This is a genomic window from Corallococcus sp. AB011P (genome assembly GCF_003611605.1).
Classification (GTDB): Bacteria; Myxococcota; Myxococcia; order Myxococcales; family Myxococcaceae; genus Corallococcus; species Corallococcus coralloides.
This window is the reverse complement of record NZ_RAVX01000038.1, coordinates 1-24,332: the sequence shown is the minus strand read 5'-3', so window position 1 is coordinate 24,332 and position 24,332 is coordinate 1. Positions and strand designations below refer to the sequence as shown.

Sequence of the window (24,332 nt, the reverse complement as noted above, 5' to 3'; positions counted from 1 at the left end):
TGGGTGCTGGCCGGCGTGCGACTCGACGGGCTGGGGCGCGTGATGTAGGGTGCTCGGCTCCGTGAGCGCAGACATCCAGGACAAGCGGGCCCGGTTCGACCAGTTGCAGGAGAGCCTGTCGACCCGGCAGAGCACCACCCATTTCACCCACGCGGGTGTGTCCATCATCGCCTTCATGTTGATTTCAGGGGCGGCGGGGAAGCTGTTCTACGACTCGTTGCGCACGCCGTTCCTGGCCTGGGGTGCCACGCTCCTGTCGCTGGGGCTGCTGGTGTACGGCTTCCTCAGCTACCGCAAGGGTCGCGCGGTGCTGACGGAGGAGTTGCAGCGGTACGAGGCGTTGCTCGCGCTGCGCCGCGAGCTGCACCTGGACAACCCCGCGGCGCTCCTTCCCCGGTGAGCGCCGCCAGGAAGGTCGCCCTGCCGGGGCGATTCATCGTGTTGGAGGGCCTGGACGGCGCGGGCACCACCACGCAGACGGAGCGGCTGGCGTCCGCGCTGAGGGCGGACGGGCACGCGGTGGTGACGACGCGCGAGCCGTCCGACGGTCCGGTGGGAACGATGCTGCGCCAGGCGCTCACGGGCCGCCTGGGCTTGCCGCACGGCCGGGGGCCGTTGGCGCAGGAGACGTTGGCGCTGCTGTTCGCGGCGGACCGGACGGATCACCTGCACGCGAGGGTGTTGCCGGCGCTGGAGGCGGGCAAGGTGGTGCTGTGCGACCGCTACGTGCTGTCCTCGCTGGCGTACCAGGGCGCGAGCCTGCCCATGGCGTGGGTGGACACGGTGAACGCGCACGCGGTGTCGCCGGACCTGACGTTGTTCGTGGGCGTGGATCCCAAGGTCGCGGCGAAGCGCCGGGCCGTGCGCGGAGGCCCCGCGGAGCTGTTCGAAGCGGACGAGGCCCAGCGGCGGATCGCGAAGCAGTACCTCAAGGCCATCACGCTGCGAGCGAAGCGCGAGCGCATCGTGCACGTCGACGGAGAGCTGTCCGTGGAGGCCGTGACGGACGCGTGCCTCAAGGAAGTGCGGCGGTTGTTCGCGCGCAAGCGCTGAGCCCCGGCTGTCGAGGGTGGGGTGCTCCCGCGACGCGGAAGCCGCGGACGAGCGTCCACAACAGCTCCAGCACGGAGCTGTCGAAAGAGGCCGGTCCAGGACGTTGACCGCCGTCCTGCGGCTGTCAGGGCTCAGGTGGGCGTAGCGCATCATCATTTCGATGGTCGCGTGCCCACCACCAGGTGGATGGTGTTCGCCTCCGGGCACCTCTTGGCGATGTCCTGGATGGCTTCGGCAAACGCCGGACTCTTTGGCGTGGCTCATGGTGCTTGCGCGTCTTCGCACCGCTGGTGCGCTCCGGGCAGTGCTGCCGCGCTCCGAATACCATCGACGTCTGCGAGAGCTGGCATCCTCCGGGCGGACGAGCCTTGACCCCTTGCATCGCGCTTGATTGAAGGGACGCGACCATGATGCGTCTCCGAGGTTGCATCGCAATTCTGCTCTTTCTCTCGGCCTGCGCTACGTCGGCGCCGACCCGAAATGAGCGAACGGTGCGGAACCCGAGGCTCGCCAACCTCCAGCGAGCAGCGAAGCTGCCGTGGACTGACGGAGGACAGTGCGTCGTCCGAGAGGCTTCCCAGCCTTGGCCCGTGCTGGTGGAGAAGTGCTACCGGACCCTCGAGCATGACCGAATCGAGTTCCACGACACCACGGGAAGATGCGCGGTCGCCTCAGCGGATGCCGCAGCCGTGGGACTCGGGTTCTGTGTGCTGGCGGCTCCTGAGATTGCAGTGGGAGCCGTGATCGTGCTTGGCGTGGTGGTTGGTGGTCGGCGTCGCCATCAAAGAAGCGATGGATGCGTATGAACTTCGCCACGCCTACCCCGAAGAAGCAGGGACCTCACGAGGAACGAAGGTGGCGTCCCGGGAAGCTGAAGTGCAACGCAAGCCCAAGCTGAAGCCCGAGCCAGCGGGGCAGGACTGGCTTCCCCCGGTGCCGCCCGAGTCACCGGATCGCGAGCGCCATTCCGAGTGCAGGCCCATCCCGGTGCGACATTTGGGCGGCAACGATCCACACAACGAATGCGCTGACAGGATTCCCAACAACAGCTTCCCCGGCTGGGATGTGCTCGTCAATGGAAGAACTTCGACGGATTGGTGCTCGCCACTCGCACGCTGTGGGATGTCAAGACGGATGACTTTGAGAAGCAGCCGCCACGCTCTCAACGGTTCTGTGTCAGAATGAAACTGCCTGAACTGCGGCGCGAAGCCAAGCTCGCAAGGGACTGCGGGTACAACTTCACCATTGGAGTGCGAAGCGCCGCGCATAAAGCGGTGCTGTTCGACGAAGATCCCACCCTGAAAGTTGTTGTCATGGATTGGTGTTGAGATGACGGCCGCTCATAGAACCCTCATCATTATCGCCCACGCGCCTGCGCTCAAGGACAACGACGAACGCCCGACCGCGGTTGTCCAGGCAATGGAGCGTGCGCTGCCTGGCTTGCGCTTGGGGTGGACGATGTCGGAAAAGGCAGACCTTATCGCATTGCCTCAACGTGACGAATGGGTCGCGGCCAATACGACAAACGGAGGTTTTCCGTTCCTCTGCAACGATGATGATAACCAGCCCGTGACGGTTGCCGGACTGGAAAACCCGAACGGTCTTGCCGCAGCGGGGCCGCCGCATTTTGAAATCCATGCGGACCTGCGACTAGACGCAGTCGGCATCGCGGGAGCTGTCGACGTGCTTGCAGGGATAGCGGAGGGCGCGCGCGCGGTATGGGGGCATGCGTCGCCGAGCGGTTATGGTGGGATCGTGGCGCAACAGTTCCTCCATCCCGGCGATGAGCTGCACGTTCCGCCCCACGGGCTGCCGGCGCTCAAGCTCCCATGGGACAGGTCCACGCCTGAAGTTCCGCACTTTCTCGGGTGGCTGAACTACTGGTCTTCCGCTGCCGCACGGGCCATCGGGTTCCCAGACCTGGCTCGTGACGCGGACCTGCTTTCACGAGCGCGGCGCACGGCATCTGGCGGGTGGGTCGTGCAACTCACCGACGCGCCGCTCGATCTGGATAACCCCGCTCATCTGGACTCGCTCCTGCGGGCCTATGAGCGCTTCCCGGAGGTCGGCGGGCGTGCAGCACCTTGACCCGGTTCAGGGGCCCGGCACGCCGCTCCGGCTGTAGGAAAGAGCCCCGCTGCGCGGGTGTCTGCGATGGGTGCCAGCCCTCACGGCCCGGAGGGCTGGCGCCATGCTGCACGTATGTCGCATGTCCCTGCGGAATGGCTTGGGATGGCGCGGGACAACAGGGCATGAGGCGGGATTTCGAATCCGAGTCGCTCTGAGCGTTTGCGAGGCAAGGGCGCGACTCTGCTGGGAGTTTCGCACCGCCCGGTGCGGGCTCCACCCTACCGCCGCGCCGGAGAAAGCATTGTCTACGCGGTCTCCAACACGAGCCGCTGGCTGACCTCCCTGCACACGGCTTGCGCCTGCTGCACGGTGTCCGCGTAGGCGAGCACATAGCCCGCGCGGTCCTCGGACTTCAGGGCCTGTCGGATGGTGCCTCCCAGCTCCACCGCCAGTGAGATGTCCACCACGCCCGGCAGCCGCTTCAGCGCCAGCGCGCCGTGGATGCGCTTGAGCTTGCCGGGGGGCGGGGTGAAGTACTGGATGGCCGCGCCGCCCCGAGGCACTGGATCCGCCTCCAGGGGCTTCAGTGTCCCCATGGCCCACTGGAGCGTCATGTCCAGCAGGTCATGCCCGGTGCTCAGCCGGACCAGGTCCCACAGGCGGTCGCCACCCAGCCGCGTGTGCGTCTCCACGATGCGCGGGCCGCGCGCCGTGTACTTCAGCTCCGTGTGCGAAGGGCCGTCCTTCAGCCCGAGCACGTCCAGGAAGCTCCGGATGAAGTCGCGCACCTCGCGGTCCCGCTCGGGGCTCATCGGCGCGGGGACCTGGTGCGCGACCTCCAGGAACGCGCTGCCGTTGGGGTCCGTGCTCTTCGTCTCCTCGTTGATGCCCAGGATGACGTGGCGCCCCGCGAAAGAGAAACACTCCACGGAGTACTCGGGGCCGTCCAGGTACTCCTCGGCGATCCACGACGCGCGGCCGTTCAGCACGCCGTCCAGATCCGCGGCGGCGCGCACGAGCCGCACGTCGATGCTGCCCACGCCGTCCACGGGCTTCAGGATGAACGGATAGCCCTGGCGCTCGCCGAACGCGACGGCTTCCTCCTGCGTCTTCACCGGCGCCCACTGCACGGGTGAGAACCCGCCGGAGTCGAGCACCCGCCGCATGGCCGGCTTGTCGCGCGTCTTCTCCGCCAGCTCCAGCGGCGTCCCGGGCAGTCCCAGTGCCTGGTTGATGCGCGCGCAGGTGATGAGCGCTTCTTCCGCGACGGTGATGGCGCTCACGAACGGAGTCACCGCGTGCGCGGCCTTCAGCATGGGGATGAGCGCCGGGTCGTCGTAGCTCATGAGCAGGACCCGGTCGGACTGCCGATTCACGTGGTCATCGGACAGGCCCGGCTGCTGGATGATCAACGGCCGCAGGCCCAGCTGCCACGCCCGCTCCGTGATGAACTGCCTCGCGCCCAGAAGGATGAGGTTCGCCGCCATGGTTCATGCACTCCTTGCAGTGACGTCCTCCGCGCGGCCCCGCGCGTGACGGATGAAGGCCTGGCGTCCTTCCTCGGAGACGACGAACGCCCACCCCAGCTTGCCTCCACTGGTGATGTTCACCACCTTCGAAGTGCGGCTGCCGCGCACCAGGAAGCCAGTGGGCTTGCCGCCATAGGAGTAGAAGCCCAGCACCAGCCGGTACTCCGCCGGGGCTGAGTCACCTGCCGCGCGCAGCCGGACGGTCTCCGCTTCCACGACACGCTGGCAGATCCACCGCTCGATGCCCGGCTCGCGCAGCTTCTGCTCCAGCACGTCCGCGGGCCAGTCCGTCCCCATCAGCACGCCGCTGCCGCCGTAGGAGCTGCTGTCGTCGATCTTGAACACCAGCCCGGTCTTGTCGCGCAGCGCGTCCGCCAGGTTCTCCTCCGACAAGGAGAAGGCATGCGGCAGGTACCTCTGGATGGCGGCCATCTCCTCGTCGCTGAACAGCGCGTGGTGGCCCGGTTCGCACATCAGCGCGAGGAACCGCTTGCTCATCCGCAGCTCCGGCTCGAAACCGTTGGTGAGCACCGCGCCGCTCGCCCAGAGCTTCTCCAGGAACACGAAGCCGTCGGTCACCTCTTCGTAGGTGAACATGCGGTGGATGAGCGTGCGCTCGGCCTCCTCACGCGTCAGCCACGCCTCCGGGTAGCGGACCTCATCGAGGATGTGGACCGGTACGTCCGGGTTCAGTTCCTCCAGGTACCGCTTCAGGTACTCCTGACGCGGATACCCCAGCTGCGAGTGACCGGTGGAGTCGAGGATCACCACCCGGCGCAGGTCCCGCTTGCGGCACGCCTCCGCGTACAGCACGGCGAGGTCCCTCAGCGGGCTGTTCATCAACCCGGTCATGGGAAAGCCCAGCGCTTCCGTGGCAGCGCGGGAACCCTCGAAGGCCTCGCCTCCGCCCACGCCGGGGAAGATGTTGAACTCGCAGAAGAAGTAGCCCTGCCGCGTCGGCACGACGTCCATCCGGCCAATCGTCGCGTCGCCGTGACGCAGGTTGTCCCAGTGGATGAAGTCCACGAGCCGTCGCGGCATCCGCAGCAGGTCCAGCAGGCCTTCCCGCGAGCGCGTGTCGATGAGGTGGTCAATGAGCTTCAGCTGCGCGGAGAGCAGGTGGCGGCACGCACGGCTCAGCTCCTGGAACTCCGCCTCGCTGAAGAGGAGCGGGTGCGCGAACTGGCTCTTCTCGTACATGGGAGAGTCCAGGTCGTGGATGGCGGCGATCGTGCTCGCGTGCGCCTTTGCATCACGCTCGGGCGACCATCCTTCCTCCAGGGCGGCGAGGAACGCTTCGTTGAATGCACCGATCATGGGTGGGCCTCAGGGGCGTCCGGCGTCGCCGACACCGAACAGCGCGTTCATCTTCTGGAGGGAGAAGGCCTTGTAGACGACGGGTTCGTACTTCGCGGGCGTGTCCTTGCAGAACTTGGGGAAGCACTCGATGAGCGCGTCGTCGTTGGCGAGCTTGAAGAACGCCAGGGATTGACGCTCGCCCCCGGACAGGACGACCCGGTGTGGCGTGGACACGTATTCGTCATTGGACCAGCGGGCCATCAAGTCGCCGATGTTGACGATGAGGTGATCCCTCCGCTCCAACGTGGGCGTGATCCATGAGCCCCCGCGCTCCTTCACCTGGATGCCGGGGCCCGTCTGCGCCAGGACCGTCAACAGCGTCCCGTCCGTGTGCTCGCCCATGCCCTGGTCGTTGACCAACTCCGGGTTGAGCCGCGGGTAGAGCAGGGAGCGCAGCGAGTCGGTGGACGCGGAGGTCTTCTTCGCGAAGAAGTCCCGAGGCAGGTCCAGCGCGATGCTGAACAGCTCCGTGAGCCGGGCCGTCAGCGCCTCGCACTCCCGGAAGTACGCCTTGAGCGCCGCGCGCAGCCGCTGGCCTTCCGCTTCCTCGCTGAACGGCAGGCTCGCGCTGTCGTCCTCGATGAGCCGGCCCACGCTGAACTTCTCCACGTAGTCGCTGGGGAGCCCCTTGCGGCCCATGTACGCGTAGGCGTTCTCCTCCAGCATGCCGCTGTAGCCGTAGGGCGTGTAGTCGTCCGCGGCCATGGTGAAGCCGGACTTCAACCGGCACTGGTTCTTCGCCTCGAGCGGCAGGCGGAAGAACGCCCGCGAGAGGCCATAGGCGTCCTCGAAGACCGCTGGCGAGATGCCGTGACCGCTCAGGGTGAAGAAGCCCACCTGCTTGCAGGCCCGGTCGATCTCGAACGCCGCACGGCGCTCGGCTTCGGACCCTGGCGTCGCGGACGTCAAATCGATTCGGGGCAACTCCTTCATCATGTGCTCCTCCAGGTTCAATGACTCAGCTCCCGCTCGCGCAGCACATGCGCGACCGTGAGGACGTCCAGGAAGGCGTGTCCCGTCGAGCTGAAGATGGTGCGGCTCGAGCGCAGGGGACCGCTGTCCCTCCGCACGAGCTGCCCCAGGGTGATTGCGTTGGCGTGCACCGGCCCGGCTTCCGCGAGCGCGGTGGCCAGGTCCTCGACGATCACCGTCGACGTGCGCAGCAGTTCGAGCGGCACCTCCCGGGCCTCCACGGTGTGGCCGCCCATGCAGTTGATGTGCACGCTGGGGGAGAGGCCCTCGAAGCTCCCCAGCGGCGTCTTCGACGACGTCGCGGTGCCAATCACGTCCGCGCCCCGAATGGCCTCGTCGAGCGACGCACATGCGACGACGTGCACCACTTCGCCCAGGGATGCGCGAAGCTCCGCGGCGAACGCGCCGCACCGGGCCGGGTTCCTCGCCCAGAGTCGCACCTCCTGGATGGGTCGGACCGCGCGGACCGCCAGCACCTGCTGCCGGGCCTGCGCCCCGGTGCCGGCCACCGCCAGCGTCCGGGCATCCGTGCGCGCGCAGAGATCCGTGACGAGCGCGGACACTGCGGCGCACTTGATCTCCGTCACCGCCGCGCCATCGAGCAGCGCGAGCAGTTCTCCCGTGCGCGTGGAGAACGCCGCCACCACGCCGTTCATGGTGGGCCGCGGATCCGTGGCGGACCGCTCGAAGAGGGTCGCCACCTTGTTGATGTAGAGTCCCAGGTGCTCCGACACGGCCGGCATCGACACGAACGCGGCGTGCCGGGAAGAGGAGGGGACCGCGACGCGCAGCGGGACCTGCATGCGCTCATGCAGGCCCTCCGTGAGCGCCGCCTCCAGCTCGCGCACGAGCCGGGGCAGGTTCCCGTGCGCGGTGACGACATCGTGTGAAAGGAAGGCAGCCATCGCGCGCTCCCCGCCTACAGCGTCGCGAGGACTTCCTTCAGGTGGCCGATGAACGCCTGGACCTGTTCCGTGGGCAGGTCGCCGCGCAGCATCAGCCGGATGCCCGCCTTGCCCACGGGCACGATGGGGAAGAAGACCGCGGAGCAGTAGAAGCCTCGCTTGTAGAGCTCGCGCGAGAGCTTCACGGCCTTGTCCTGTTCGCCCACCTCCACGACCTTGATGTGCAGGCCGTCACCGCGCTGCTCGGTCTGGATGTGCTCGTCGAACAGGGCGATGTTCCGGCGGAGCTGCTCCTGCCGCTTCGCCAGCTCCGGGCTCCGGTGCACCTGGATGCTTCCCATGGAGGTGCCGATGGCCGCCGTCCGCAGGCTCTGGGACCAGCCCATGGGGCCCGTCCGGTAGAGGAAGTCGTAGTGCTTGCGGGAGCCGAGCATCGCGATGCCGCCCGTGCTGCCGAACGCCTTGGCGATGGAGGCGATGATCAGCGTGCGGTCATTCATCTCGCGCAGCCGCGAGCGGATGTAGCCCGCGCCGTTCTTCCCCTGCGTGGAGAGCGAGTGCGAGTCGTCGAGGTAGAGGAAGAGGCCGTACTTCTCCTGGAGCGTGAGCAGCGCCTGGAGGTCCGTCGCTCCGCCCGTGGAGTAGACGCCGTCGCACACGTACGCCACGCGCGGATACTTCCGGCAGACGTCCTCCAGGTAGTTCATGTCGTTGTGCGGGCAGTTCAGCACCCGCGTCTCGTCCGCGACGATGGGCTTCACGAACGCCATGGAGAAGTGCGCGAACTTGTCGAACACCATCACCAGGGGCTCGCTGTCCGTCAGGTGGCCCGACCCGAGCACCGGCAGGATGGCCGCCGTGAGCGCGCTGGAGGTGACGGCGGGCAGCACCGGCCCACCGAAGAGGTCCGCGAGCTGCTCCTCCAGCTCCTCCATCAGGCCCAGCCGGATGCGGAACTCCGCCATCGACAGGCCGGTGATGCCCTCGCGCCTCAGCGCGTCGATGCCGCCCTGGATGACGTCCGGGTGGCTGTTGAGCCCCAGGTAGGAGCAGGAGCACAGGTTGGCGAACTCGTGCCCGGTGTCCACCTCGCGCAGGCGGTTCTGGCCGTCCACCGCCTCCACGCGGATGTTGAGCATGTTCGACTCCCGGGCCACGGCCCAGGCGCTCTCGCTCGCGGGGATCATCTTCTGGTTGTTGCGGTGCAGGTGGGGACCCATCACCGCGTCGCCGGGCGTCGTCACTTCCGCGCTCCTGTCTTGTCGATCACGAACTGGCCGATGCGCTGGAGCGCCTCGCGGCCGCTGGTAAGGCGCTGGAAGTGCAGGTGCCAGACGTGGACCATGTCGGGCCACTCCTCGAACGTGACGTCCACGCCCTGGGCCTGGGCCTTCTTCGCCATCGCCTGCGAGTCGCTGAAGAGCAGCTCCCGCTCGCCCACCTGGATGAGCAGGGGAGGGAAGCCGGTGAGGTCCGCGTGGATGGGTGAAATCGTCGGCTGCCGCGCGTCCTGTCCGTTGAGGTAGTGCCGGGCGACCTCCTCCACCACCTTGCGCTGGACGAGCGCGTCCGCCTTCTCGCGCGACGTGTAGCTGTCGCCGTGGATGCCCAGGTCGAACCACGACGAGATGCACACCAGGGCGCCCGCGAGCGGAAGCCCCTGGGCCCGTGCGTTGACCTGCATGGAGACCACCAGGCCGCCGCCCGCGGAGTCCCCGGCGATGGAGATGTGGCCGGGCTTGAACCCACGCTCCAGCAGCCAGCGATACGCGCTGGTCGCGTCGTCCAACGCGGCCGGGTAGGGGTGCTCCGGTGCCCGGCGGTAGTCGAGCTGGAGCACCCGGCAGCGAGCCTGCCGCGCCATCTCCGCGGCCATGTGCCCATGGCTCACGAGCGAGCCGAAGACGAACCCGCCGCCGTGCAGGAAGAGGACGGCGCGGTCCTGATCGCACTCCGGCGGCGTGAGCCACTGGGCACGGATGCCGTTCACGCTGACGGGCTCCACCCCGATGTCCGAGGCGACGGGCAGCCCGAGCGAATCGTAGTGGACCCGCGCCGCCTCATAGCCGTCCGGCCAGGGCCGCGCGTCCAGGTACGCGAGCAGGTCCTTCATCTCCGCCGCGTTGCGCTCCGCGTGCTGTCGCGAGGTCATGCCCGCACCTCGATGATGTTCGGGTACGGGTTGAGCTCGCCGCTGACGAAGCGGGTGATGTTGGCGTCGTCCTTGTGGTTCGTCGCCTTCTCTAGCGACAGGCCGTAGTAGTCGTACCAGCGCCGGAGGTCGTCGGTGCCCGCGACCTGGTACTCGACGTGCCGGATGGGGCGCTTCGCGGCCTTGCTCGTGTCGGTGAGGGACGGCTGGGTGGCCGCGTGGGCGAGCCCGCCCACCACCTCGTTGTGGAGGACGATCATCACGATGTCGTTCTCCAGGTCGAGCTTCAGCGCGAACGAGTAGTCGCGCAGGATCTCCTCGGAGAACTCCGCCTTCACGGCGACGTTGTAGTTGTTGGGGATGTTCTCGATGAGCGAGCGCGGGTCCAGGCCCTTGTCCTGGCAGAACCGGCGCGTGTCGCAGATCATCGGCATGCCGCCGCTGATGTTCTGGTTGGGGCCGTAGAGGTTCGCGATGAACGGCGTCGCCGAGTCGAAGTGGACGCACTTCGTGGTGACGAACTCGCGGCTCTCCGTGTGGTCGCTGTTGGGCGTGAAGTTCCGGTTCTTGTTGAAGCCGTCCACGTCCATCTTGGCCACGCGGTCGTAGGAGATGGGCGTGGGGCTGTAGCGGGCCAGGTCGAAGCGCGGTGCGATCGCCCGGAAGATGCCCTCCAGATAGTCGCGGGCCAGCGCGGCGCCGGACTCGGTGTGGAGGTCCAGCCCGCGCTCCGCGAGCAGCTTGTTCACGCCGAACACCACCGCGAACCCGTTCTTCTTCTCCACGGCCTCCACCACGGCGTCGAGCAGCGCGCCGGCCGGAGCCGCCGAGCGGCCTTCACCCAGGTCCGCCGGGAAGGTGGAGACATTGATGAACGATTCCTTGAGACGGCTCGGGTCGAGTCTTTTCATGGGCTGTCCAGGGGATGAGGGGGATGGAGCGGCAGCCAATGGATGGATGGATGGGCCGCGATGTCTGTCTTGATATACTGATGCGAAAGACTGGCGTCAACCCGCCCTGGATTTTGCCGTTGACAGTGTTTGTGGATGGGGCGCGCAGCTTGAAATCATATCAGCCGCTCTTGGGCTCTGGAACGACGCTCCCCGGCGGGCGGGCGCGTCCTCTCGATGAAACCCCTTGAATACGTCAGGTAGGATCGCGCTGGCGCCTTCGTGTGTTGGCAGGGATGTGTGTGATTCAGCTGGTCGTGGACGCATTCGAATCATGGCCTTACATTGATTTGCAATGCGGAAAGGAAGCCTGGATGGGATCGCGCCGGTGGCGATCTCTGGTTTTGCGTTTGTGTTGCCTGGCGCTCGCACTCTCGATGAGCTGGCGGAGGTGCTTCACGGAGGGAAGACGACGTATGGCCAGTGGCCGGAGGAGCGCATTCCCCGGGCCCTGTATCTGGATCCTTCAGCGGCCGTGGGCGCGGCTCGGACCTCCACGCTGCTGGGAGGCTTCGTTGAGGACGCCTCTCAGCAGCGGTGGGTAGTGGAGACGGCGCACCGGGCCCTGGCTTCGGCGGGACTGGCTCCTGGCTCGCTGGGTGGGCAGCCCGTCCCGGTGTTCCTCGCGCACTCACGCGGTGGCGGCCACGGGCTCTACGACGCCGCGGTGCTGGCCGTGGCGGGTCAGCTCCAGCCGTATCTCGTGCACGGCGCGCATCCGAATGAGTTCTCCCATCACGAGCTGGCGGACCTCACCCGGAAGGTGCGCCAGTCGCTCCGGGACTCGTTCGGGCCGGACTTCGTGGAGGACCCGAGGGAGCGCGCCACGCATCGGCTCGCGAGCGCCATCGCGGAGGAGCTGGGCACCACGGAGAAGGCGCTGCTCGTGGACGGGAACTGCACCGGCGGTCTGGCCGCGATCGAACTGGCGGCGAGGGAACTCGCGAAGGGGGCGCCGTGGGCCATCGCGGGCGCGCTGTCCTACGTCGACACGGTGAACCAGGTCCTCTATTCGAACTCACGCCTCCTGTCGTCCGAGGGCTGCTTCCCGTTCGCCCAGAAGGGGAACGGCACGGTCATCTCCGACGGAGTGGTGCTGCTGGTGCTCACGAGCCTGGAGCGGGCGACGCAGGAACGGCTCCCCATCCACGGGGTGATCCGCGGCGTCGGCGGGGCGAACGACGGAGCGGCCGAGGCGTACATGCTGGTCCCGAATCCGCGAGGCCACGGGCTGGCAGTGGGGCGTGCGCTCGACCAGGCAGGCGTGGAGCCCAGGGAGCTGGGGGTGATCCTCGCGCACGGCACGGGGACGCGGGCCGGTGACGCCGTGGAGGCGAAGGTCTTTGATCGCGCACTGAAGGCGCACGGTGAGGAGGCCCAACCCGCGTCGCCGGTGCCCGTGATGTCGATCAAGGGGAACCTGGGGCATGCGAAGGAGGCTTCAGGGCTGGCGAACCTGGTCGCGCTGCTCGCCCTGTTCGAGTCCGGAGCCATTCCGGGACCGGTGCATGGGGACACGCCCCGGAGCCTGCTCGAACCCGGAGGGCTCATCGAGGTCGAGAAGACCGCCCGGCCGTGGCCCGCGGGTGAGCAGCCGCGCATGGGCGGCGTCAGCGCCATCGCGAGCGGAGGCCAGAACTACCACGCGGTGGTGGAGGACCGGCCTTCCCCCAAGCGAGCCCAGGCGTTGCTGCGAGACACGCGGAGGTGCCCCGCGAGGAGCGACGAACCCATCGCCATCGTTGGGATGGCCGGTGCGTTCGCGGACGCTCCCGACCTTGCCACGCTGTGGACGAACCTGCTCCACGGCCGCCGAGCCTTCCGGAGGTTGCCGTTCGGACTCGGGGCGCCGCTGGACCTGGACGCGTCCCGCTTCACGGACAACGCAAGCCAGTACGACGAACGACCGGCCGACATCCTCCGGCATGATCCGCTCCACTACCTGCTGGTGGACCTGGCGCGAAGCGCGGCATCGAAGGTCTCCATCGAACGGGGAAGCAACATCCCGGTGGTCGTCTCCGCGGAGCACTGCAGCGAGTACGGACTGCTCCAGGTCGCCGCTGCGCGTCTGCCGGAGATAGAGGAGCACCTCCAGCGCGTGTTGCGCGAGACGGGCAAGGACGCCAAGGGCGTGGCCCGGACCGTGCGCGCGGCGATGAAGCGCCTGTCGAGTGACCTGCCGGAGCTGTGGGCCGGCAGCCTGTTCAACCTGTCGCCGAGCTTCATGGCAGCGAGGATTGCCCGCGCGTTCGATCTGACCGGACCCACCTGCGCCATCGAAGCCGGAGGTGCGGCGTCGTCCATGGGCGGCCTGGACGTCGCATGCGGCCGGTTGTCGTCGCGTGAAGCGGACGCGGTGTTCTGGGCGACCGCGGACATGCGACTCGGGGTCACGCGCATGGCCGACGAGGGCGCGATGGGACTTCTGTCCCAGCGTGACACGCCGACGGTGTTCGATGCGGCCTCCGACGGCTACCTGCCTGGAGAAGGCGCCACGGTGTGCCTGCTGCGACGCTTGTCGGATGCGCGCGAGCGAGGGGATCCGGTGCTCGGGATCATCCGCGCGGTCGGGAGCGCGTTCGGAACGCCCGAGGACCACGGACTCGTCTCCGAGCCCGCGATGAGCCTGGCCATCCGGCGCGCCTGGTCACGGTGTGATGTGTCGGCGGACGCGCTCGCCTTCGTGGAGTGCTTTGGCAGTGGGCATCCCGCAAGCGACCGCGCGGAGCTCTCGGCCCTGGGACGGACGCTCGGTACCGCGCGAGCCAGGCCGCTTCCCCTGGGAGCCGTCATGCCGAACATCGGCCACACCGGTGCGGCCGCTGGAGCCGCGAGCCTGATGAAGGCGCTGTTCACGCTGGCCGCGAAGCGGGTGCCGGCGACCCTCGGAGTGACGACCCCGCTCGTCGGCGCGGCCGACAACCTTCGCGTCCCCACGGAGCAGCAAGAGCTGAAGGAGGCGCGCTTCGCGGGCGTCAACGCCGCAGGAAGCGGAGGCACCCACTACCACGTCGTGCTCGAAGCCGGTCCCGACCTCCAGGCCCCATGCATCAACGACAGGGACGCTGCGTGAGCCCATCAAGAGACGGTGCTTCCCACTCAGGGCTCGAAACGGTTCATGGGGAGCCGGCCGTGAACGGTGAGCCCCTTGATGCACTGGAGGCGGTCCTGGCTCGGCTGGCCATGGAGCTCCATGCACGGATCCCGATGACGAAGTTCCTCGGGATCCACTTCGAGTCGTTCGAGCCCGGACGCATCGTGCTCGCTGCGCCGCTGGGGCCGTCGCTCAATCACCGGGGCACGGCCTTCGGTCCTGGGGTGTTCACCGCCGCTGGGCTTGCTCCCTGGTTGTTGCTCGTGCGGGCGGGGTGGGCGGAGCGGCTCGCCGTGCAGATCCTCCTTCGCCGCTGTGAGTTCGCCATCCACCGGCCCATCGCCTGCGACTACCGGGCCCGCTGTGACACGTTGCCCGCGCTGGAAGCCGACACGCTTCGTCAGGGAGGCAAGGTGCGGCTCACGGCAACGTCCCAGGTCTTCATCGACGAGGGCGAGCCCGCCGCGACCTACACGGCGCACTTCACGTTGCTGGGCCAGCCTGCTTCCTCCGGCGCGGGGGAGGGGGACCTGGCGTTGCCCTTTCCGGAGGCGTGGCGGACGTGATCTACCGAAAGCTGGGCGGCATCGACGTGTCGGTCTTCGCCTTGGGGGCGGCCAACTTCGGAGGCATCGGGAGTTCCCGAAAGCTGCTGGGCCAGGGGGAAACTGAAGCCGAAGCGCAGGCGCTCCTGGATCGCGCGGTGGCGCTGGGGATCAACCTCATCGACACGGCGGGCACCTACGCGGACGGAGCCAGCGAGGCCATCATCGGCGCGTGGCTGGCATCACGCGGCGCCGCGATGCGGGACCGGGTGCTCATCTCGTCCAAGGTGGGCCTTCGTGGCGGGCTCGGGCGGACGCACGTGTTCGCGGAGGTGGACCGGTCGCTCGCACGGCTCCGCGTCGACACGCTCGACTTCTACCTGGCGCATGTGCCGGACCCCGCCACGCCGTGGGACGACGTCCTGGACACCTTCCAGTCCCTGGTGAGGGCGGGCAAGGTCCGTCGCTTCGGCCTGTCGAACGTGACCGCGAGCGACCTCTGGCGCTGTTCCGCTCCGCGCTCTGGAGGCCCGGTGGGGTTCGGCTGGGTCCAGAACCGCTTCAACCTGCTCGAACAGGATGACGCACACAACGGCGTGCTGGAGTCCTGCGCGAAGCTGGGGCTCCAGTACACGCCCTATTCACCACTGGCGGGCGGCCTGCTGAGCGGCAGGTACGCCATCGCGGGTGACATTCCGGAGGGCACGCGCATCGGACAGCGCAGGGACCTCTACGCGAAGGCGTGGACCCCGGAGAACGCGGCCCGCGTCGAACAGCTCAAGGCGAAGGCCGCCGCCCACGCGCTGTCACCGTCGGGCCTGGCCACCTGGTGGCTGGTGCACTGTCCCTTCGTGACGTCGATCCTCGTCGGCGCGCGCAGCCCGGAGCAGCTCGAACAACTGGTGACCGAGGCGTCACGCCTGCCCGCGAACGATGACCTCTGGCGAAGCCTCACGGCCCCTTCCACCCAGGAGTGACGACATGCGAGCGATTGTCTGCGGGACGTGGGGCGGGCCCGAGCAGCTCACCCTCGCGGAGGTCCCTGCGCCCGTCCCAAAGCCCGATGAGGTGAAGATCGACGTGCACGCCTGCAGCGTGAACTTCGCCGACCTCCTCATGATTGGAGGGACCTATCAGACCCGGCCCGCGCTGCCCTTTGTCCCAGGCCTGGAGGCAGCGGGCACCATCGCCAGCGCACCGGAAGGCTCGGGCTTCCAACCCGGTGACCGCGTCGTGGCCATCCTGTGGCACGGGGGCTATGCCGAGCAGGCAGTGGCCTCCGCGAGGGAGACCTTCCTGCTTCCCGCAGGCGTCTCCTTCGATGTCGCCGCGGCGCTGACCAGCGCCTACGTGAGCACTGCCCTGGCGCTGATCCGCGTCGCCCACCTGAAGCCGTCGGAGGTGCTCCTCGTGCTGGGCGCCAGTGGGGGCGTGGGGCTCGCGGCCGTGCAGCTGGGCAAGGCCCTGGGGGCCACCGTCATCGCGGTCGCGAGCACGCAGGACAAGCTCGCCATCGCGCGTGAAGCGGGCGCGGACCACGTCATCAGTCACGCTGACGGAGACTGGAAGGAGCAGGTGCTCGCCGCAGCGGGAGCATCCGGTGTGAGCGTCTGCTTCGATCCAGTCGGTGGCCCGCTCTTCGACCCGGCGCTCTCGACGCTGGGGTGGGGAGGCCGCTACGTCCTCGTGGGCTTCGCGGCGGGACAGGCCCCGAGCATCCCCGCGCATCGCTTGCTCGTGAAGCACCGCGCGGTGCTGGGGTCGTCGCTGCGCTACTTCCGCTACCACGACCCGGCGGCGCTCCGCGAAACCATGGAGCAGCTCTTCGCCTGCTACGCGCAGGGCCGCATCCTCCCGCGCATCACCCTCCGGTTGCCCCTGGAGCGGACCGCCGACGGCCTGCGCACCCTCGCGGAGCGGCGTGCCATCGGCAAGGTCGTGGTCCACGTCCGCGAGGGCCGGGACGCGCCGCCCGGCGCTACGTGAACGAGCGGGGCAGCCCCAGGACGTGCTGGCTGATGTACGACAGGGCCATGTTCCGGCTCACGGGGGCGTTGATGAACAGGCGCACCTCGCGGAACTTGCGCTCCACGTCGTACTCCTCGGCGAAGCCGTAGCCGCCGTAGGTGTCCATGCAGGCGTTGGCGGCCTCCCAGGCGGCTTCGGCGGCCAGGTACTTCGCCATGTTCGCTTCGGCCCCGCAGGGCTGGTGGCTGTCGAAGAGCGTCGCGGCCTGCTCGGTCAGCAGGGACGCGGCCGTGAGCGTCGTGTGCGCCTTCGCGATGGGGAACTGCACGCCCTGATTGGCCCCGATGGGTTTGCCGAACACGACGCGCTCCTGCGCATAGGTGACGGCCTTCTCGATGAACCAGCGGCCATCCCCGATGGCCTCCGACGCGACGAGCACCCGCTCCGCGTTCATGCCATCCAGGATGTACGAGAAGCCCTTGCCCTCTTCGCCGATCAGCCCCTCGACGGGCACTTCGACGTTCTCGAAGAACAGCGCGTTCGTCGCATGGTTGATCATGGTCCGGATGGGCCGGACCTCCAGCCCCTGCGTCCTCCGCAGGTCCAGCAGGAACACGCTCATCCCGTCCGTCTTCTTGCGCACCTCCGCCCGGGGCGTCGTCCGAGCGAGCAGGAGCATCAGGTCGGACTGGAGCACGCGCGAGATGAAGATCTTCTGCCCGTTCACGACGTAGCGGTCCCCGCGCCGGACCGCCGTCGTCTCGATGGCGGTGGTATCCGAGCCCGAGTTCGGCTCCGTCACCGCGAACGCCTGGAGCCGCAGCCGGCCCGCGGCGATCTCCGGCAGATACCGCTGCTTCTGCTCCGCGGAGCCGTGCCGCAAGAGCACGTTCATCACATACATCTGCGCATGACACGCGGACGCGTTCCCGCCGAAGTGGTTGATCTCCCCCAGCACCACGGCCGCTTCGCGCAGGCCCAGCCCCGCGCCGCCGTACTCGGCCGGGATGAGCGCGGCCAGCAGGCCCGCCTCCGTGAGGGCCTTGACGAAGTCGTGAGGGTATTCACGCTCCGCGTCGAGGGTGCGCCAGTACTTGGGAGGGAAGCGGTTGCACAGGGCGCGCACGGACGCGCGGATCGCGTCCCGGGTCTCGGTGGAGTCCATGCGCGAAGGATGTCCGTCCCCTCGTGCTGACTCCAGGACAGGACGGGTCCGCGCCAGCGCAACACGCGAGTCCACCCCCGGGGTCCGTTGGAGTAGAATCCTCGGTTCCATGGAGCGGACCGGCGCGGCGGCGATCATCATTGGCAACGAGGTCCTCACCGCGAAGGTGAAGGACGAGAACGGCCCCCACCTCATCCAGCGGCTGCGGGAGCTGGGCATTCCGCTCGTCTCGGTGGAGACCATCCTGGACGACGTGGACGCCATCGTGGACGCGGTGTCCCGCGCCCGGCGCAAGGCCCGCTACGTCTTCACCAGTGGAGGCATTGGCCCCACCCACGACGACGTCACGGTGCGCGCGGTGGCGCTCGCGCTGGGCCGGCCCGTGGTGCGCCTGCCGGAGATGGTGTCGGCCATCCAGGCCCGCGCGGGCACGTCGCCAGTGACGCCGGAGTCGCTGCGCCTGGCGGACGCCCCCGAGGGCGCGGTGCTCCTGGCCCAGCCGGGCATGTGGTTCCCCGTGCTGACGGTGGGGGACATGTTCCTGTTGCCGGGGGTGCCGCAGCTCTTCCGGATGCAGCTGGAGACGGTGCTCGCACGGCTGCGCGGCACGCCGGTGCACCTGGTCAACCTGTACTTCAACCTGGGCGAGAGCGCCCTGGCCGCCGTGCTGGACCGCGTGGCGCTGGACATGCCCCACGTGGCCATCGGCTCCTATCCGGTGTTCGACGCGGCCATGGACTACCGCGTGAAGGTGACGGTGGAGGCCCCGGAGCGGGCCCACGTGGACGACGCCGTGGGCCGGCTGCTCGCGGGGTTCCCGGCGGACGCGCTGGTCCGCCGGGAGTAGCTCGGGGCTCGGGGGACGACTACAGCGCCAGGCCGATGCGCTGACGCAGACGGAAGAAGTCGTCCGTCAGCAGCCACGACAGCAGGGCCTTCAGGTCCGCGCGCTCGCGCACCGCCTGGAGGATGCCGTCGGTGGTGCCGTCCTGGCGGTTGGCCACGATGTTCGGATCCTCGCGCAGCACCATGGTGAGGCCCACGGACGGGTCGCCGCAGACGAGCAGGCCCGCGCGGTCCGCGGAGAAGCCGAGCGCGTCCACCACCGTCGCGACGTCGATCTTCGACTGCTCGGACAGCGTTTGCGCGGGGCCTTCCGAGGCCTTCATCGCCTTGCGGTTGAAGGCCTTCTTGAGCTGCTTCGTCGTCTCGTCGTTGCGCCGGCCCAGGCCGTTGAACTGCTGCACGTGGACGCGGATGGCGTTGCCGAACAGGTCCACCGTCTCGCCCTGGGACAGCTTGGAGAGGACGGCCGTCTTGTTGAGCAGGCCCAGCACCGCCTTGCCGATGAGGAACTTCTGCTCACGGGCGTTGAAGCGGCGCACCACGTCCTGGCCCACGCACAGGGACAGGGGCTCCGTCGTCTCCGGCTGCAACATGCCGCGCCGGGCGAGGTAGACCTCGAACTCCTCCACGCCGAAGGTCTGCGCCACCGCGCGCACGGCCTTGAACACGGCCGAGTCCGACTTGAGCTTGTCCTGCTTCGGGTTGACGCCGAGCATCTCGAACTGCGGCGGGTACACCTTGCCCAGGTGCTCACCCATGGCGCGCAGCAGGTCCGTCAGCGGGCCGCGCGCGGCCGGGTGCATGAGGACGGTGTCCACGTCCGCGGCGGGCAGCGCTTCCCGCGGCTCCTGCGGCTGCCGTGCGCGGGCCTCCGAGTAGAAGGCCTGCTCCACCTCGTTGGTGGCGCGCATGAAGGTCAGCACCGCGGCGACGGCGAACGCCTTGTCCTGCTGCTTCTGGGCATCCCACAGCCTGAACAGCGCGTGCAGGCTGTCCACGCGAGCGGGGTCCTGGCGCAGGATCTGCCGGTGCTCCTCGATGGCGAGCGGGAAGCTGGCCATATCGCGGCCATACAGGTCCGCCAGCGCGGCGCGGGCCCCGAGGTTCTGCGGGTCCTGCTCCACGAGCTGCCGGTAGATGACGGTGGCGCGAGCCGGCTCCGTCAGAGGACCGGCGTAGAAGCTCGCCACGCGCATGCGCAGGGACACCGCGCGCTTGACGTCCGTGGACGCGGTGGCGGCGGCCTGGGCCTCCAGCATCTGCGCCAGCTCCGGCAGGTTTCGCTGGCGCTCGTAGAGGGCCACCAGCCGGTCCACCAGCGCGGGCTCGCCCGGCGTCAGCTCCAGCGCCTTCTTGTAGAGCGCCGTGGCGGAGGCGACGTCGCCCAGGCCCTCTTCGTGGATGCGCGCCAGCTCCACGGTGAAGCGCGCGCGGGCGTCGTTGGGCAGGTCTTGATCCAACAGCCGCCGCAGGCAGTCCACCGCGCCGCCGAAGTTGCGGCCCTGCGCGTACACCGTAGCCAGCCGCTCCAGCGCCTCCGGGTGGCGGGGCAGGGTGGCCAGCGCCGTCTGGAGGTGCGCCGCCGCGCGGCCCGGGTCGTTGAGGTGCTGCTGGTAGAGCGCGCCCAGCGTCAGGTGGTGCTGCGCGAGCACGCGAGGATCACCGCCCTGCTGCACGCGCTGGCCGAGCATCTGCGCGGCCTCCGCGTACTGCTGCGCCTCCAGGAGGAGCAGGCCGCGAGTCTCCAGCGCGTCGGGGAAGCCGGGCCGGGCCGCCAGGGCCTTCTCCAGCACCGCGAGCGCGCGAGCCCGGTCACCCAGGGCCACGTTGTGCAGGCGGGCTGCGGTGACGTACGCCGCAGCGGCGGCCTCCGCGTCGCGCTGCGCGAGCCGGGCCTCCGCGCGCCGCTCGTGCAGGGCCGCGAGGTCGGAGGAACCGCCGCGCTGCGCGAGCAGCTCCTCCAGGCCGGTGGCCGCGCCCGGGTGCAGCGGGTCGCGCTCCAGCGCCAGGCGGTAGAGGGCCGCGGCGCCGTCCGGGTCGTTGAGCTTCTGGGCCGCGAGCTTCGCGGCGGCGACGAAGCCCTCGATGGCGCTCTTGGTGTCGCGGCTCGCGCGGGCCTCGGTCTCCATCATGGCGCGCGCGGTGGTGAAGTCGCTCCGGCGCAGGGCCACGCGGCGGGCGCCCTGGAGCGCGGGGAGGCACTGCGCCTGGAGCTCCAGGGCCTGCCGGTACAGCGCGGCGGCCTGCTCCTGGTCGGGGTTCTTCTCCGCCAGCTCGGCGGCGCGCAGCAGCAGCTCCAGCGCCTCCGTGGCGTCGGTGGTGACAGCCAGCCGCATGCCGTACATGCGCGACAGGGCGGCGGTGTCACCGCTCTGGCGCAGCACGCGCTCTAGTCCGAAGGCGAGGCGCGCGTCAGAGGGGTCCGCGTCGAAGGCGCGCTGGTAGACCTCCAGGGTGCGCTCGGAGGGCGGGCCCTTCTCCTGATCCGCGGCGGCCAGGATGCGCAGGGCGCTGGACAGGCGCGTGTCGGTGACGCGCTCGGCGATGCGGGCGCGCAGCTCCGCGCGGCGGACGCGGTCCGACACGCGGATGCGCTCCAGCAGCATGAGGGCGGTGAGGTTGCCGGCCTCCAGGCCCAGCACGGACTCGCAGCACTGCGCGGCGCGGGACGGCTCCTGGAAGCGGTCCAGGTACAGCCGCGCGAGCTTGAGGTACGCGGTCACCTTGGCCGCGGGCGTCTGGCCCACCTGCGTCTCGCGGTCGAGGATGGACACCAGCTCCTTCACGTTGTCCTGAGCGACGTACAGGCGCTCCAGCGCGCGCAGCGTGGCGGCGTGGCCCGGCGTGAGGCGCAGCACTTCCTGGTAGCCCTCGATGGCCAGCTCGGGCCGGCCCAGCTGGTCCTCCCAGATGGCGGCGGCCTGGTAGAGCGCGTTGGCGCGCTCCAGTGGATCCGTGCGGTTGGCGGCGTCCGCGCGCAGCACCTCCACCAGGCTCTCCCACGCCTCGTGGGCCCGGTGGATGCGGGCGAGCGCGCGCAGCGCCGGGAAGTAGCTGGGCGCCAGCATCAGCGCCTCCTGGTACGACGCCAGCGCCTCGTTCTCCTGCTTGAGGCGGTGCTCGTACAGCTCGCCGATCTTGTAGATGAGCGCGGCGGCCGCGTCGGTGGAGGGAGAGATCTCCGCCTCCGCGCGGTACATGTCGATGAGCTTCTCCCAGCGGCCGTCCTGCGCGTACAGCCGGCCCAGGGCCTTGAGCGCGGGCAGGTACGAGGGCGACAGGGCGAGCACGCGCTCATACGCGGTGATGGCGCCCACGCGGTCCTTCAGGTGCTCGTCGAGGATCTCCGCGTTGCGGTGGAGCAGCGACAGCACCTGCTTGGTGTCACCGGCGAAGGACGCCTCCAGGTCGTTGGTCTCCAGCAGCTCGCGGAAGCGTCCGGCGCGCTCGTAGAGGCGGGCCAGGTTGCGCAGCGTGGGCAGGTGATCCGACGCCAGGTCGAGGATGCGCTTCATGCACTCGATGGCGTGGTCCAGGTCACCGAGGCGGTCCTCGTAGATGACCGCCATCTTGTTGAGCGTGGTGATGACCTGATCGCGGTCGGACGTCTGGAGCAGGTCCTGCTCGAACATCGACACCAGCTCGGCGAAGCGCCCCTGGCGCTCGTAGAGGCGGGTGAGGGCCTTCTGCGCGGGGAGGTAGCCCGGCTGGAGCTGGAGGCACGCGTTGTAGCGAGCAATGGCGTCCTCCTGGCGGCCCAGGCGCTCTTCCAAAATCTCAGCCGCCTTGTACATGCGAGCGGCCTTGCCCTTGGCGTCCTCGGCGGCGGTGACCTCCGCGTCGAAGACGGCGACGAGCCCTTCCCAGTTCTGCATCCGGTACGACAGCTTGCCCAGGCCCGCGAGCGCGGCGGCATGGCTGGGGATGCGGGCGAGGATGGCCTGGTAGCGGGCGGCGGCCTCCTGGTCGCGCTTGAGGTCGTCCTCGTACAGCGCGGCGAGGCGCAGGTTGATGGCGACGAGCTCGCTCTCGTCGTTGATGGAGCCCACCCACGCGAGCAGCACGTCGGCCAGCTCCTCGAAGCGGCCTTGCGTCTCGTAGATGCCGGCGAGCGCGCTCAACACGAGCGGCTCATGAGGGCTCACGCGGCGAGCGGCGAGCAGCGCGGACAGGGCGTCGTCCTTGCGGCCCAGGCGGTCATGGACCTTGGCGATGTGGAGGTACGCGGGAGCGCCCTGGGAGCCCTGGCCCTCGGCCTCGGAGAAGAGGGCGGAGAGGAGCTCGTCGGTGCGGCCTTCGCGCTCGGCGACGCGCTTGATGGCGGCCTGGAGCAGCGGGTCGGAGCGGTCGAGTGCGAAGGCCTCACGGAACGCAGCGGCGGCGGCGTCCTTCTGCTTGAGTCGCTCCTCCAGGAGCATGCCCGCGGAGGTGAGGTAGTGGGCGCGAAGGGACGGAGGGACGACGGCGGTGGCGAGCAGCCGGTAGATCTCCACCAGCGCGCCCGCGTCGTTGCGCGCGGCGTAGACGGACTCGAGCTGGGTGAGGAGGGTGACGTCGGTGGGCTTGCGGTCCAGGGCCTGGCGCAGGGCATCCGCGGCGTCGTTGTCGCGGGACAGGCGCTCCTCGAGGATCTGCCCCTTCTCGAAGAGGAGGGCCGCCTGCTGGCGAGGATCCTCGGAGGCGGTGAGCTCCGCGTCGATGAGCTGCACGACCATCTGCCAGTTGCCGACGTCGGCGAAAAGGCGGCGAGCGGCGCGGATGTTGGCGAGGAACCGGGGCGCCAGCTTGTAGGCGTTCTGGAACGCGACCGCGGCGTTGCGAGGATTCTTGAGCGGCTCTTCCCAGAGCAGACCGACCTCATGGAACAGGAGGGCAGCGGTCTGCGGCTCGGTGGTGGCGAGCGCCTTGGCCTCGCGCTCCATGGAAGCGATGCGCTCGCGGGCATCGTCCTCGGCGCTGGCCTGGGGGACGGGGGCGGGGAGGGTGCTCACGTTCTGGGCGAGTGTCTGGGCCGCGCCAGCCTCGGGGGCCCCGGGGGGAGGCACCGATGCGGGGGACGAAGGCCGCGTGACGTCATTGCTCTCGCTCATGGAAGCCGGCTCCAGGCACTTTGGAAATGAGAGGGGGAGACTGAACGGGAGTTCGTACCACGCGCTCGGCCGGCCTCTCAACTTCCCGTCTTTCCTGGCGATTTGAGTGCAGGGAGGGCAGGCGGGCGGGCGGTGGGACGGTTCCGGGCAGGGTGTGCGTGGTCCCCTCCCATCGGATTCAACGTAACCGTCCGGCCAGTGACGTGCCGGGAGGCTTGATGACAAACGCGGACCGTGCTCGGCGAGCGCCGCGAGGAGCGAGCTGTTCAGGGACTGGGCTGGAGGGGTGACTCGGGCGGGTCAGCGGCGCGTCGCCGCTTCCACTCGTGAGGTAGCAGCTCACCGATGCGCGAGTGCGGGTGCGTCTGGACGCGCAGCAGGACATCCGCGAGGTAGTCCTCGGGATTGACGCCGTTGGCCTCGCAGGTGGCCACCAGTGCATAGAGGCCAGCGAGGTTTTCCCCCGCGGCCTCGTGGCCGACAAAGAGAAAGTTTTTACGGCCCAGGGCCGCCTTGCGCAGCGCCGATTCCGAGCGGTTGTTGTCGAGGGGCAGGCGCGCGTCGGAGACGAATCGCGTCAGGGCGTCCCACTGCTTCAGCGCGTAGGAAATGGCCTGGCCCAGCGGCCCCTTAG

The 24,332-nt window shown here is 69.0% G+C and carries 18 protein-coding genes and 1 pseudogene; 9 read left to right on the top strand and 10 right to left on the bottom strand.

Translation table 11 applies throughout. The features are described 5' to 3' along the window. The first annotated feature begins 61 nt into the window (after positions 1-61). The 4 genes and pseudogenes from D7X30_RS40600 (at position 62) to D7X30_RS40585 (ending at position 3,141) form a co-directional block, all read left to right on the top strand. The gene (locus tag D7X30_RS40600) at positions 62-400 is read left to right on the top strand and encodes a hypothetical protein (RefSeq protein ID WP_233592105.1); all 339 of its coding nucleotides are present in this window, start codon (positions 62-64) and stop codon (positions 398-400) included. Beyond that, positions 397-1,053, top strand: coding sequence for a dTMP kinase (gene tmk, locus D7X30_RS40595; RefSeq protein WP_120568343.1), 657 nt, complete (start codon positions 397-399; stop codon positions 1,051-1,053). Before D7X30_RS40600 ends, tmk begins: the two co-directional genes overlap by 4 nt. Before the next feature lie 792 nt (positions 1,054-1,845). Next, positions 1,846-2,381: pseudogene (locus D7X30_RS43910) on the top strand (DUF6310 domain-containing protein). Between the two features lies 1 nt (position 2,382). After that, the gene (locus D7X30_RS40585) at positions 2,383-3,141 is read left to right on the top strand and encodes a DUF5953 family protein (RefSeq protein ID WP_120568342.1); all 759 of its coding nucleotides are present in this window, start codon (positions 2,383-2,385) and stop codon (positions 3,139-3,141) included. 287 nt (positions 3,142-3,428) lie between these two features. On the opposite strand, the gene D7X30_RS40580 is transcribed toward D7X30_RS40585, so the two are convergent. The 7 genes from D7X30_RS40580 to D7X30_RS40550 are packed head-to-tail and all read right to left on the bottom strand — an operon-like array spanning position 3,429 to position 10,951. After that, positions 3,429-4,610: an ATP-grasp domain-containing protein gene (locus D7X30_RS40580; RefSeq protein WP_120568341.1), complete on the bottom strand. Its 1,182-nt coding sequence runs from the start codon at positions 4,608-4,610 to the stop codon at positions 3,429-3,431. Positions 4,611-4,613: 3 nt separating this feature from the next. Then, on the bottom strand, positions 4,614-5,969 hold the full coding sequence (locus D7X30_RS40575) for a hypothetical protein (RefSeq protein ID WP_120568340.1): 1,356 nt from the start codon (positions 5,967-5,969) through the stop codon (positions 4,614-4,616). A gap of 9 nt (positions 5,970-5,978) precedes the next feature. Then, positions 5,979-6,947 (bottom strand): isopenicillin N synthase family oxygenase, encoded by a 969-nt coding sequence (locus D7X30_RS40570; protein ID WP_120568351.1) that lies wholly within the window; start codon positions 6,945-6,947, stop codon positions 5,979-5,981. A gap of 14 nt (positions 6,948-6,961) precedes the next feature. Beyond that, positions 6,962-7,888: an ornithine cyclodeaminase family protein gene (locus D7X30_RS40565; RefSeq protein ID WP_120568339.1), complete on the bottom strand. Its 927-nt coding sequence runs from the start codon at positions 7,886-7,888 to the stop codon at positions 6,962-6,964. 14 nt (positions 7,889-7,902) lie between these two features. Further along, positions 7,903-9,132, bottom strand: a complete 1,230-nt coding sequence (locus tag D7X30_RS40560; protein ID WP_199724698.1) for an aminotransferase class I/II-fold pyridoxal phosphate-dependent enzyme — start codon at positions 9,130-9,132, stop codon at positions 7,903-7,905. Then, positions 9,129-10,040 (bottom strand): alpha/beta hydrolase, encoded by a 912-nt coding sequence (locus D7X30_RS40555; protein ID WP_120568338.1) that lies wholly within the window; start codon positions 10,038-10,040, stop codon positions 9,129-9,131. Before D7X30_RS40555 ends, D7X30_RS40560 begins: the two co-directional genes overlap by 4 nt. Further along, positions 10,037-10,951, bottom strand: a complete 915-nt coding sequence (locus tag D7X30_RS40550; RefSeq protein ID WP_120568337.1) for a hypothetical protein — start codon at positions 10,949-10,951, stop codon at positions 10,037-10,039. The genes D7X30_RS40555 and D7X30_RS40550 overlap by 4 nt, the downstream gene beginning before the upstream one ends. A gap of 334 nt (positions 10,952-11,285) precedes the next feature. On the opposite strand from D7X30_RS40550, the gene D7X30_RS40545 reads away from it, so the two are divergent. The 4 genes from D7X30_RS40545 to D7X30_RS40530 are packed head-to-tail and all read left to right on the top strand — an operon-like array spanning position 11,286 to position 16,615. Further along, positions 11,286-14,063 (top strand): polyketide synthase, encoded by a 2,778-nt coding sequence (locus tag D7X30_RS40545; protein WP_120568336.1) that lies wholly within the window; start codon positions 11,286-11,288, stop codon positions 14,061-14,063. 59 nt (positions 14,064-14,122) lie between these two features. Then, complete coding sequence (locus tag D7X30_RS40540; protein WP_158619474.1) at positions 14,123-14,650, top strand: YiiD C-terminal domain-containing protein; 528 nt, start codon at positions 14,123-14,125, stop codon at positions 14,648-14,650. Then, on the top strand, positions 14,647-15,606 hold the full coding sequence (locus D7X30_RS40535; protein ID WP_158619473.1) for an aldo/keto reductase: 960 nt from the start codon (positions 14,647-14,649) through the stop codon (positions 15,604-15,606). The genes D7X30_RS40540 and D7X30_RS40535 overlap by 4 nt, the downstream gene beginning before the upstream one ends. Positions 15,607-15,610: 4 nt before the next feature. Beyond that, a complete protein-coding gene (locus D7X30_RS40530) occupies positions 15,611-16,615 on the top strand; it encodes an NADPH:quinone oxidoreductase family protein (protein ID WP_158619472.1) in 1,005 nt (334 codons plus the stop codon). Here D7X30_RS40530 and D7X30_RS40525 read toward each other — a convergent pair. Next, complete coding sequence (locus D7X30_RS40525; protein WP_120568332.1) at positions 16,608-17,762, bottom strand: acyl-CoA dehydrogenase family protein; 1,155 nt, start codon at positions 17,760-17,762, stop codon at positions 16,608-16,610. The two genes, D7X30_RS40530 and D7X30_RS40525, sit on opposite strands and share 8 nt — an antisense overlap. A gap of 109 nt (positions 17,763-17,871) precedes the next feature. Between D7X30_RS40525 and D7X30_RS40520 the strand changes: the two genes are divergently transcribed. Continuing rightward, a complete protein-coding gene (locus D7X30_RS40520; RefSeq protein WP_120568331.1) occupies positions 17,872-18,609 on the top strand; it encodes a molybdopterin-binding protein in 738 nt (245 codons plus the stop codon). Between the two features lie 19 nt (positions 18,610-18,628). Here the strand turns inward: D7X30_RS40520 and D7X30_RS40515 are convergent, their stop codons facing one another. Beyond that, complete coding sequence (locus D7X30_RS40515; RefSeq protein ID WP_120568330.1) at positions 18,629-23,698, bottom strand: tetratricopeptide repeat protein; 5,070 nt, start codon at positions 23,696-23,698, stop codon at positions 18,629-18,631. A 266-nt stretch (positions 23,699-23,964) separates the two neighbouring features. Continuing rightward, positions 23,965-24,332, bottom strand: a 368-nt coding sequence (locus D7X30_RS40510) for a transposase (protein ID WP_147443435.1), incomplete at its 5' end; no start/stop codon positions are given.